The 12,584-nt window shown below is 60.8% G+C and carries 3 protein-coding genes and 2 rRNA genes; all 5 read right to left on the reverse strand.

From position 1 onward, the window contains the following. Positions 1–56: 56 nt before the first annotated feature. The 5 genes from recD to ABVN19_RS19480 all read right to left on the reverse strand — a co-directional run bounded on the left by recD (position 57) and on the right by ABVN19_RS19480 (position 12,555). Positions 57–2,138, reverse strand: coding sequence for an exodeoxyribonuclease V subunit alpha (gene recD, locus ABVN19_RS19460; protein ID WP_105641676.1), 2,082 nt, complete (start codon positions 2,136–2,138; stop codon positions 57–59). Next, complete coding sequence (gene recB / locus ABVN19_RS19465) at positions 2,135–5,815, reverse strand: exodeoxyribonuclease V subunit beta (RefSeq protein ID WP_105641677.1); 3,681 nt, start codon at positions 5,813–5,815, stop codon at positions 2,135–2,137. The genes recD and recB overlap by 4 nt, the downstream gene beginning before the upstream one ends. Continuing rightward, a complete protein-coding gene (gene recC, locus ABVN19_RS19470; protein ID WP_028943990.1) occupies positions 5,812–9,291 on the reverse strand; it encodes an exodeoxyribonuclease V subunit gamma in 3,480 nt (1,159 codons plus the stop codon). The genes recB and recC overlap by 4 nt, the downstream gene beginning before the upstream one ends. Positions 9,292–9,412: 121 nt before the next feature. Next, a 5S ribosomal RNA gene (gene rrf, locus ABVN19_RS19475) occupies positions 9,413–9,528 on the reverse strand. 136 nt (positions 9,529–9,664) lie between these two features. Continuing rightward, positions 9,665–12,555, reverse strand: a 23S ribosomal RNA gene (locus ABVN19_RS19480). Between the last annotated feature and the right edge of the window lie 29 nt (positions 12,556–12,584).

A 12,584-nucleotide genomic window follows, 5' to 3' on the forward strand; every position in this document is an offset into this window, starting at 1 on the left:
TTTGCCAGCGAGGGGGCAAGCCGGGGGCGGTCCGGTCATTTACCGGACCGCCACGCTTATACCTGCTTGAGCATCAACCCTGAGATCCGCTTGACCTTGCGCCGCACAGCGTCTTCAAACACACCCTGGCGTGGCTCGATCAACGTGAAGCAGGTCTTGGCACGGGTGATTCCGGTGTAGATCAGCTCTTTGGTCAGCACCGGATTCAACGCATCGGGCAGTACCAGCGCGGTATGGGTGAACTCCGAGCCCTGGGATTTGTGCACGGTCATGGCATACACCGTTTCCACCTCGTTGAGCCGGCTCGGCAGTACAAAGCGCACGCCACCACGACCATCGTTGCGGGCAAAGGCGACGCGCAGCACAGTGTGCCCGGGATGCTGCTCGTCCGGCAGGCGCAGGGCGATGCCAATATCGCCGTTCATCAGCCCCAGGCCATAGTCGTTGCGTGTCATCAGCACCGGACGGCCTTCGTACCAGGGCTGGTCAGCCGGAATCAAGCCGGCCGCCGCCAACACCCGGCCGACCCGCGCGTTAAGCCCTTCGACCCCCCACGGCCCCTTGCGCACCGCGCACAGCAGCTGGAAGGTCTCGAAGCCCTGCAGCACCGCCATGGCCCAGGCTTCCCAGCGTGGATCATCGGCAGCAGTACCCACGGGCGGGCGCTGCCGACCGATGATCTGCAGGTAGCTTCGATAGCCCTGAGGACCCTGCTCCCCACGGCCCAACCCTTCCAGCAGCAGGCGATCCAGGGCGCGATCCTGCTCGCCGCGCAGGCTCAAGCCGAACACATCGTCCAGTTTGTCCTTGAGCAAAGCCCGCGCCTGCTCGGCATCTTGCTGGTTGACCAGGCGCGCCAGCCGACCGATACCGCTGGTTTCACCGAAACGCCGGGAAAACCGCAACATCACCACTTGCTGGGCCAACGGGTATTGCTCGGCCGTACCCGCTTCGAGCCCGCTACCGGTCAAGGTTTCGCCGCTGACCTGCTCCAGCCACGCCTGGGTCTGCGCACTGTAGCGCCCGGCCTCGGCATCCCGGCACAGATCGCCCAGTACCGCGCCGGCCTCCACCGACGCCAACTGGTCCTTGTCACCCAGCAGCACCAGGCGCGCATGGGGCGGTAGCGCTGCCAGCAGGTTGGCCATCATCTCCAGGTCAATCATCGACGCTTCGTCGACCACCAGCACATCCAGGGGCAATGGATTGCCGGCATGGTGACGAAAATGCCGTGAACCCGGGCGGCTGCCGAGCAAACGGTGAACAGTGGACACATCGGTAGGAATGTTTTCGCGCACTTGAGTGTCAACCGCCAGGCGTTCCACCTGCTGGCCGATGGACTCGGTCAAGCGCGCCGCCGCCTTGCCGGTGGGTGCCGCCAGGCGAATGCGCAAAGGACGCCCGGCCTCCACGGCCGGGGCCTGCAGCAAGGCCAGCAAGCGCACCACGGTGGTGGTCTTGCCGGTCCCGGGCCCGCCGGTAATGATGCTGAACGCCCCCCGGGTCGCCAGGGCACAGGCGAGCTTCTGCCAGTCCACCTGCCCCGCCGGGCCGCCACCTGCAAACAATTGCGCCAGGCGCACCGGCAAGTCCGCCGGACTGGGTTCGACCTGCTCCAGGCGTTGATGCAGGGCCTGGTCGATACTGCGCTCGTAGGCCCAGTAGCGACGCAGATACAGGCGCTGGCCGCTGAGCACCAGGGGCCTCGAGGCCTGTGTGGGGTGATCCGCGTCGGCTACCAGGCCGCTGTTGGCCAACCGTTGCAACCAGGTGCCCAGCACCAGGCGTTCGAGCAACTGCGAGGGCAGCAGCAACGGGCCGGCCAGGGCATCGCCTTCCGGCGGCAAGGACAGGGCAAAATCCGGCTCGGCCAGGGTTTCTCCCAAGTCCAGGCATACATGCCCATGGCCCAACTGATGGCTGGCCAGGGCAGCGGCCAGCAGTACCAGCGAATCACTGCCCGGCTCGCGCTCCTGCAAGAAGCCGACAAACGCGCGGTCCAGTGCCCGCAACCAACCTCGCTCGACCCATCGATCGAGCAGGGACAGCAGGTCGGCACTGTTGCTCAACGGCTCGAGCGCCGCCAGATGCCGGGCATCCAACGGTGTAGGCAGCAGGTCGTCGAGGGTACGACTCATGATGCATCTCCCAGGAACAGGTCGTGTTGTTGCAAGGTGCTCGCGCCGCGGAACAGGTCATCGAGGCGTTCGATCAACTCCCGTGGCGGCTTGACGAAGTACAGGCCGCCCGACGCCGCATGCACGCCGCGCAGAAACACGAACAGTGCCCCGCCTACATGCAGGTCGTAATCGTAGTCCGGAAGGCGCGCCCGCAACTGGCGGTGCAGGGCCAGCAGGTACAACACATATTGCAGGTCGTAGCGGTGGGCGAGGATCGCCGCTTCCATCGCCTGCTCGCTGTAGGCCAGGTCATCCGGCCCTAGCCAGTTGGACTTGTAGTCGGCCACGTAATAGCGCCCGTCATGCTCGAAGGCCAGGTCGATGAAGCCTTTGAACATGCCATTGAGCTGGGCCGGTTGAGCAGCGACCCGACTCATGCCCTGATGAGTGAACTCGCAGACCAATCGGTCCAACTGGCCTACATCGACCTTGTGGCTGGCGAACCAGAACTCCATTTCGATCTGGTACTCGGACAATTGATTCAGGGCCGCTGGCGGACTGTCCGGCGCCAGGCTCATGGGCTGCACCAACAGCGCCTGCAGCCATGAGGTCAAGGTATTGATCCAGCCTGTCCAGTCTCGGCGGTTACAGCGTTGGCCGACGGTGCGCTGCAGTTTTTCCGGGTCGGCCGTCACCGGGTCGAAACCTTCGTGCCCCGCCCATTCAAGCAGGCCGTGCAGAAAGGTCCCGGGATTCGGGCCGCGAGGGAATCGGTGGATATCACCACTGCCAGGCGCCACTTCGCGCAGCTGTTGCGGGTCAGGCCGCTCGTCGTCGAGCAGGTGCTGCGCCTGGGAGCTGTCGGCGGTCAGCGGCAGTGACTCTTCACCGATACGCAACGCACTGTAGGAGGCGATCCACCAGTTTTCGGCGGCCCGGCGTTTCGGCTGGCGTACAGGCAGCAACTCAGCCGTATTGGCCGTGGCGCAGAAGACGTGGTCATCCGCATCGGGCATGACGTTGCTGGCGATGGCCGGGCAATTGGCTTGCAAGGTTTTCAGCCAGTCACTCAACTGCTCCGAGGACGCCAGTGGCGCGCCCCCTCCGAGCAGATAGCCCAGAGCCGAGCGGTGCAGCACCGAGCCTTTTACGTTGCCGCGCTTGAGGTCGGCCACGCCCAGCCAGCAGGCGTGCTGGGCACGGGTCAGGGCGACATAGAGCAGGCGCAGATCTTCAGCCAGACGCTCGTCATCGGACAGGGCGATCTGTTCGGCATCCGGGGTAAGGGTCAGGTGTGCCTGGCCGTCACTGTCATGCCAGCCCAGGGGCAAGCGCTGGCCATCCACCGGCTTGCTGGAACAGATGAATGGCAGGAACACCAGCGGGTATTCCAGGCCCTTGGACTTATGGATGGTCACTACCTTGACCAACTGCTCATCGCTTTCAAGGCGCAAAATCTGCTCTTCACCTGCCTGACCTGCGTTGGCCAGGTGTTCGCCCAGGTGACGGATCAATGCCTGCTCGCCATCAAGCTCGGTGGCTGCCTGCTGCAGCAGTTCGGCCAGGTGCAGCAGGTTGGTCAGCACACGCTCACCGTCGCTGTGAGCCATGAGCACCTGAGGCAGGTCGAAATCGTGAAGCAGGTGGCGCAACATCGGCAACACACCCTGGCTGCGCCAGATCATCCGGTACTGGCGAAACTGCATGACCCAGCGCTCCCAGACCCGCTCATCCTGATTCAGTTGCTCCAGGGCGGTCAGCGGCAAGTCGAGGGTGACGCTGGCAAGCGCGGCCTTGAGCAGGCGCTCGGCATCCGGCTCGGCACAGGCCTTGAGCCAGCTCAACAGGTCCCTGGCTTCCTGGGCGGCGAACACCGAGTCCTTGTCCGAGAGGTACACACTGCGCACGTCGCGCGCCGCCAGTTCGGCTCGAATCAACTGCGCTTCATGACCATCGCGCACCAGAATGGCGATGTCCGACGGCAGGCAACCACGCACGGTCTGATCGGCCTGAACAAAACCGCTGCGGCCCTGCTGCCCGCCATTGAGCAAGGCAACGATCTGACTGGCACAGCTGGCGGCCAGCTGTTGTCGGTAGACCGCACCGGACACCGGCTCTTCGCTTGCCAGCTGCCAGAGATTCAACGCCGCGACCGGTTGCCCGTCGATCTGCAAGTGCTCGCTACGGCCTTTGGCCTTGACTTCGACAAAGGGTACCGGGTTGTCATCCCCCTCCCGGAACAGAAATGCGCCACGCCCAAGCGCCCGGGCCTCGGCCTGCATGAACACGTGATTGACGGCCGTGACCATGGCCTGGCTGGAACGGTAGTTGGTGTCCAGGCTGTGAAGGCGCCCGGCGGTGGCGCGGCGAGCGCCCAGGTAAGTGAAGATATCGGCGCCACGGAAGGCGTAGATCGCCTGCTTGGGGTCACCGATCATGAACAGGCCGGTGTCGTGTAGGTTTTCCTCGATGCGATAGATACGCTGGAAAATCCGGTACTGCACCGGGTCGGTGTCCTGGAATTCATCGATCAGGGCCACCGGGAACTGCTCGCGAATCAAGCCTGCCAGGCGCTCACCGGTGTCGCTGTGCAGGGCGTGATCCAGGCGCAGCAGCATGTCATCGAAGCCCATTTCGGCGCGCCGACGCTTTTCCGCTTCAAAGCGCGCACCGACCCAGACCGCCGCATGTTCGAGCAGGCAGGCGTCTGCCGTTGGCAAGCCCTGGAGTTGCTGGGCAAGGCCTTCCATCGCCTGCAATGCCGGGTGCTCGGGCGGCCCGCCCTTCCAGGCCTCGGCCATACCGGCGCGGGTCAGGCGGGTGAAGCCTGTGCCCAGGTCCAGATCCAGCGCTTGCTCATCCGTTGCCCAGGTCGCCAGTTTTTCGCACCAGGGCTCGAAGAAGCGTGCCTGCATCTTGCGGCCATCGACCTGCTTGGTGGCCACGCCGTCACGGCAAATCTGCAGCAACTCATCCGACCATTTGGCCCAGGGTGCCTTGAGCGCGCGCAGTTGCTCCGCACGTTGCTGCAAGACCGCTTCGATCAAGGCCTGGGGTTCTTCATCGTTGCTCAGGACGCGCTGGCGGCCGAACAGCGCACGCACTCGCGGCAGCAAGTCCTGGGGGCTGACCCAGTGGGCGCGAACCCAGGCCAGTGCCTCACCTTGCATGCCGTAGCAGAACCGGCGCCAGTAATCGCGCATGACCTGCCCGAGCAACTCGCTGTGGTCGGTTTCCAGACGCTGGGTGAACAGGCTGCCGCTGTCGAACGCATGTTCGCGCAGCATGCGCTGGCACCAACTGTGAATGGTCGATACGGCGGCTTCATCCATCCATTGGGCCGCCACGTCCAGTCGATTGGCGCAGGCACTCCAGAGCTCGGGTGAATAATCGTCGCGCAGTTGCTGGAGCAGCGGATCGGCTTCCGACAACTCGCCGCGAAAGTACCGCGCCGCTTCGGCAAGGCGGGTGCGGATACGCTCGCGCAGCTCCTTGGTCGCGGCATCAGTGAAGGTCACCACCAGAATCTGCGGCGGCAATAACTCACGACCAAAGCCCTGTTCGCCGCCATGGCCGAGCACCAGCCGCAGGTACAGGGCAGAGATGGTGAAGGTCTTGCCGGTACCGGCGCTGGCTTCGATCAACTGGCTGCCATGCAGGGGAAAGGTCAGTGCCAGGGGTGCTGCGCGACTCATTGGCCGGCCTCCTCATTGCCCAAGGTCTGCCAGGGCGCATCGAACATCGGACGGTACAACGCCTCACACCAGCCTTCGAACTCTTCGCTGGCGCTCAGGGCGGCAAAATCGGGGAACTGACGGGCCAGCGCAGTACTTTCGCTACGCTCGCCGGCGCTGTTGCGACCATCGCCTTCGTATTGCTTGAGCGCTGCCGCCTGCGCTTTGTCGGGATCACTCTGGGCCAGCCAGGCGAAGGCCGTCTTGACCGCCACCGGTAACGGCGCGCACATCCCGGTCTGGCGGGCCAACAGCAAGTAACCCAGCAATTCGGCGGCCTGCGATTGCTCGAGAGGGGGAAGCAGCAAGGTGACGTCGGTCGCCACTACGGCGCTATGCAGTGGCAGGCCCACGGCGCAGGCAGCCAGGTGTGTCACCCAGGTGGCCGTCAGCCGATGCCACTTGCGGGTCCGGCCGCTGCTGATGGTGTTGGGAACGGTGGTAATACTCAACAAGGACTGATCGTCCCCCTGGTATACCCGGCCAAGCCACCCCTCAAGCGTAAGCTGGCGGTGCTCGAAGCGAATCGGCAAGGCGCTGTCCAACGGCGTGGGCCATTGGCGCAACAACTGTTGGTGGCGCTGCAGCAGGTCTGGCAGGGGCTCGATCAACTCTGCCTGCAGGCACTCACCGAAACCTGCCAGAGGCAGCATGCCGCTACCCTGCAAGCGGCGAGCCTGGGCGTGCAACGCCTGAGCTGCATCGTCCGGTGCTGCCAGTGCGGCATCGAGCAGGCTTGCGCTGAGGCTGTAGCGCTCGAGGGAATCAAGCACGAAAGGTTCTTCGTCGGGTAGCGGGGCCTGGGCCGATTCAAAGAAGACTTTCAGGCGCTGGCTGAAGAAGTGCTGCACCGGACGACGCAGAAAGTCCTGCAGCAGGTTCAGGCTCAACGCCTCGTCACCGACATAAGGCGGCAGCTCATCTTCCGGCTTCACCTTGTCCTCGCCAGGCTGGTGCAGTGAATGCCATTCGCGCGCATAGCTGAACAGGTTGCTGCCCTTGAGGTAGTAGCGGCTGCTGAAGGGCTGCAGTGGATGTTCGACGGTCAGTGCGTGGAGCAGTTGCTCACCCGCATCGAGTTTGCTGCTGGCATCGGCACGGGCCAGACGCCAACCGGCTGCCAGGTGGTCGCGCAACTGCCCGATCAACACGGAAGCCGGTCGCTCGCTGTTATCACGAATGCTGCGTCCGACCCAACTGACATACAGCTGCTCACGCGCCGAGAGCAACGCTTCGAGCAGCAAGTAGCGATCGTCCTCGCGGCGCGAGCGGTCACCAGGGCGGTAATCGCTGCCCATCAGGTCGAAGTCCAGCGGCGGTTGCGCGCGCGGGTAATCGCCATCGTTCATGCCCAGCAGGCACACCACCTTGAACGGAATCGCCCGCATCGGCATCAACGTGCAGAAGTTGACCGAGCCGGCCAGGAAACGCTGGGACAAGCGTCCTTGATCCAGCCCGGCCAGCCAGGCTTCCCGCACGACTGTCAGCGGCAACTGGTCTTGCAGTGCAACCGACTCGCAGGTCTGCAACCAGGTTTCGCGCAGGGTGTGCAGCTGCACCAGCAGGTAGTCGTCGTGTTCATTCTCGGCGAGGAAGAACACTTGCAACAGGGCATGCAGGCGCTCGCCCCACTGGCTGGCTGTGGCCGGTACAGAGAGCTGTTGGTAGGCCACTTCAAGGGCATCGAGCAAGGCCACCAGCGGGCCGATCAATGCCGCATCCAGACCGCCGATTTCATCGTAGGGCTCGATACCGTCACAGGCTTCGCCAACACCGACGGCATAGCCCAGCAACATGCGGCGCAAGCCAAATCGCCAGCTGTTCTGTTCCAGGTCCGAAGGCAGGCCAAGGCTTGCCCGCTGCTCGGCATTGAGCCCCCAGCGGATGCCGGCCCCTTCGATCCAGCGATGCAGGGTCGGCAGATCGCTTTCCTTGATGGCGAACCGAGCCCGCAAGGCGGGGACGTCGAGCAGGTCGAGCACTTCGCTGACCGAGAAGCGGCTGTCCGGCAACTTGAGCAGGTGCTCCAGGGCAATCAGCAACGGATCGCGCCCGCGCTGGCCCTGGTCAGTCAGGGTGTAAGGAATGTAGCGGGCGTCATCACGCTCCAGCTGGCCGAACACGGCGCGGATGTGCGGCGCGTAGGTGTTGATGTCCGGCAGCATGACGATGACATCGCGAGGCCGCAGGTGCGGGTCGGCGCTGAAGCGAGCCAACAGCTGGTCGTGAAGAATCTCGACCTCGCGCTGCGGGCTATGGGCGATGTGGAAGCGTACCGAGCGATCCTTGGCAGGATCGACGTCTGGCCAGCGCTCGCGGGTTTCGGCCAGCGGACGTAGCTCCAGGATGTCGTCCTGCAACTCATTGAGCAGGGTCTTGGGGTCGCTGTCGCTGAACAGGTCGATGCGACCTTCGCTGAAAGCTGCGCGGTAGCTGCCGGGGTCGTCATAGCTGTCGAGCAAGTTGATGTAGTCGCGCCCTTGCTTGCCCCAGGCGGCCAGCAGCGGGTGAGCATGCTGGTGCAGGGATTGGGCGTCGATCAGGTTGGGCATGCCTTGCTTGCGCTGCTGGCGTTTGTACTGGTGGCGGAGCAGGTCTTTGTCGGCAACGATGTCGGCCCAGTGGTGACGGCAGGGGTTATGCACGCAGAGCAGCACCTGGCTGAAACGGGCCAGGCCAGCCAGCGCTTCCAGCGCTTGTGCCGGCAGCGATGAAATCCCAAAGACGATCACCCGTGAAGGAAGCCCTGGCGGGGCTGTTTCGAGGCTGTTGATGCGTTCGACAAACCGTTGGTGTACCCCGGCACGGCTCTGGGCCATACCCTCTTCCCCGACATCCACCAACAGTGCTCGCCAAAGCTCGGCTTGCCAGCAGTTGGCGAGAGGCAGTGGCTTGGCCTCGCCCCGGGCGGTATTGAGCACATGCCGGCCAGCAGCCCAATCCTTCAGCCAGTCGGCCCGGTAGACCTGGTATTGGTCGAACAGGTCGGCCAGGCGCTCGGCCAACTGATAGCGCTTGCGCAGATCGGTGTCGTCATTGAGGAAGCGCTGCAGGGGTTCAAAATGCGGCTTGTCGATGACTTCCGGCAGCAGGCGCATCAGGCGCCAGGTCAGGGGGGCTTTGTCGAGCAGGGAAACTTCCGGGATCTCGTCGCGCCCCAGCACTCGGCGGTACAACTGCCACATGAAGCTACCAGGCAGTTGCACTTCGATGGCTGCCGCAATACCGCAGCCGCCTGAATCATCGTCTTCGGGATCTTCAGCCAGGGCCAGTTTCAGCCACTGGGCAATGCCGTTGCTCTGCACCAGGGCAATCTCGTTTTCCAGCGGCTTGAGAGGGTAGCGCCGCATCCAACTGACAACCAGACTGCGCAATTCGTCCAGGCGATTGCCGTGGACCACCATGAATCCTGGAAGCAATGGATTTACGTGCGGCATTGGACATCCTTGAGCGTGCGGGCAGGGGGAAACGATATCATGAGGGAGCGGCGCTGCGGCTGCAGGGCCATAAAAGACAAAACCCCTACCTGCGTGTGCAGATAGGGGTTTCGGAATTTAATCTTGACGATGACCTACTCTCACATGGGGAAACCCCACACTACCATCGGCGATGCATCGTTTCACTGCTGAGTTCGGGATGGGATCAGGTGGTTCCAATGCTCTATGGTCGTCAAGAAATTCTGTGTACCGGACCGTCTTTCGACACTCCAGCAAATCGGGTATGTGATGATTGTGAGCTGCAAACTTTCGGTTCGTTTCGTCTTCACAACACCGCAATCTGGTCATTCGACGCAAATTGCTTGGGTGTTATATGGTCAAGCCTCACGGGCAATTAGTATTGGTTAGCTCAACGCCTCACAGCGCTTACACACCCAACCTATCAACGTCGTAGTCTTCGACGGCCCTTCAGGGAGCTCAAGGCTCCAGTGAGATCTCATCTTGAGGCAAGTTTCCCGCTTAGATGCTTTCAGCGGTTATCTCTTCCGAACATAGCTACCCGGCAATGCCACTGGCGTGACAACCGGAACACCAGAGGTTCGTCCACTCCGGTCCTCTCGTACTAGGAGCAGCCCCTCTCAAATCTCAAACGTCCACGGCAGATAGGGACCGAACTGTCTCACGACGTTCTAAACCCAGCTCGCGTACCACTTTAAATGGCGAACAGCCATACCCTTGGGACCGGCTTCAGCCCCAGGATGTGATGAGCCGACATCGAGGTGCCAAACACCGCCGTCGATATGAACTCTTGGGCGGTATCAGCCTGTTATCCCCGGAGTACCTTTTATCCGTTGAGCGATGGCCCTTCCATACAGAACCACCGGATCACTAAGACCTACTTTCGTACCTGCTCGACGTGTCTGTCTCGCAGTCAAGCGCGCTTTTGCCTTTATACTCTACGACCGATTTCCGACCGGTCTGAGCGCACCTTCGTACTCCTCCGTTACTCTTTAGGAGGAGACCGCCCCAGTCAAACTACCCACCATACACTGTCCTCGATCCGGATAACGGACCTGAGTTAGAACCTCAAAGTTGCCAGGGTGGTATTTCAAGGATGGCTCCACGCGAACTGGCGTCCACGCTTCAAAGCCTCCCACCTATCCTACACAAGCAAATTCAAAGTCCAGTGCAAAGCTATAGTAAAGGTTCACGGGGTCTTTCCGTCTAGCCGCGGATACACTGCATCTTCACAGCGATTTCAATTTCACTGAGTCTCGGGTGGAGACAGCGCCGCCATCGTTACGCCATTCGTGCAGGTCGGAACTTACCCGACAAGGAATTTCGCTACCTTAGGACCGTTATAGTTACGGCCGCCGTTTACCGGGGCTTCGATCAAGAGCTTCGCGTTAGCTAACCCCATCAATTAACCTTCCGGCACCGGGCAGGCGTCACACCCTATACGTCCACTTTCGTGTTTGCAGAGTGCTGTGTTTTTAATAAACAGTCGCAGCGGCCTGGTATCTTCGACCGGCATGAGCTTACGGAGCAAGTCCTTCACCCTCACCGGCGCACCTTCTCCCGAAGTTACGGTGCCATTTTGCCTAGTTCCTTCACCCGAGTTCTCTCAAGCGCCTTGGTATTCTCTACCCAACCACCTGTGTCGGTTTGGGGTACGGTTCCTAGTTATCTGAAGCTTAGAAGCTTTTCTTGGAAGCATGGCATCAACCACTTCGTCGCCTAAAGGCAACTCGTCATCAGCTCTCGGCCTTAAGATCCCGGATTTACCTAAGATCTCAGCCTACCACCTTAAACTTGGACAACCAACGCCAAGCTGGCCTAGCCTTCTCCGTCCCTCCATCGCAATAACTAGAAGTACAGGAATATTAACCTGTTTTCCATCGACTACGCTTTTCAGCCTCGCCTTAGGGACCGACTAACCCTGCGTCGATTAACGTTGCGCAGGAAACCTTGGTCTTTCGGCGTGGGAGTTTTTCACTCCCATTGTCGTTACTCATGTCAGCATTCGCACTTCTGATACCTCCAGCAAGCTTCTCAACTCACCTTCACAGGCTTACAGAACGCTCCTCTACCGCATCACCTAAGTGATACCCGTAGCTTCGGTGCATGGTTTGAGCCCCGTTACATCTTCCGCGCAGGCCGACTCGACTAGTGAGCTATTACGCTTTCTTTAAAGGGTGGCTGCTTCTAAGCCAACCTCCTAGCTGTCTAAGCCTTCCCACATCGTTTCCCACTTAACCATGACTTTGGGACCTTAGCTGACGGTCTGGGTTGTTTCCCTTTTCACGACGGACGTTAGCACCCGCCGTGTGTCTCCCATGCTCGGCACTTGTAGGTATTCGGAGTTTGCATCGGTTTGGTAAGTCGGGATGACCCCCTAGCCGAAACAGTGCTCTACCCCCTACAGTGATACATGAGGCGCTACCTAAATAGCTTTCGAGGAGAACCAGCTATCTCCGAGCTTGATTAGCCTTTCACTCCGATCCACAGGTCATCCGCTAACTTTTCAACGGTAGTCGGTTCGGTCCTCCAGTCAGTGTTACCTAACCTTCAACCTGCCCATGGATAGATCGCCCGGTTTCGGGTCTATACCCAGCGACTAAACGCCCTATTAAGACTCGCTTTCGCTACGCCTCCCCTATTCGGTTAAGCTCGCCACTGAATATAAGTCGCTGACCCATTATACAAAAGGTACGCAGTCACCTAACAAAGTAGGCTCCCACTGCTTGTACGCATACGGTTTCAGGATCTATTTCACTCCCCTCTCCGGGGTTCTTTTCGCCTTTCCCTCACGGTACTGGTTCACTATCGGTCAGTCAGTAGTATTTAGCCTTGGAGGATGGTCCCCCCATATTCAGACAAAGTTTCTCGTGCTCCGTCCTACTCGATTTCATGACTAAGAGATTTTCGCGTACAGGGCTATCACCCACTATGGCCGCACTTTCCAGAGCGTTCCGCTAATCTCAAAGCCACTTAAGGGCTAGTCCCCGTTCGCTCGCCACTACTAAGGGAATCTCGGTTGATTTCTTTTCCTCAGGGTACTTAGATGTTTCAGTTCCCCTGGTTCGCCTCTTGCACCTATGTATTCAGTACAAGATACTCAGCTTGTGCTGAGTGGGTTCCCCCATTCAGAGATCTCCGGATCAAAGTCTGTTTGCCGACTCCCCGAAGCTTATCGCAGGCTACCACGTCTTTCATCGCCTCTGACTGCCAAGGCATCCACCGTATGCGCTTCTTCACTTGACCATATAACCCCAAGCAATCTGGTTATACTG

Origin of the sequence: Pseudomonas vranovensis (assembly GCF_040438935.1) — a bacterium.
GTDB classification, from domain to species: domain Bacteria; phylum Pseudomonadota; class Gammaproteobacteria; order Pseudomonadales; family Pseudomonadaceae; genus Aquipseudomonas; species Aquipseudomonas vranovensis.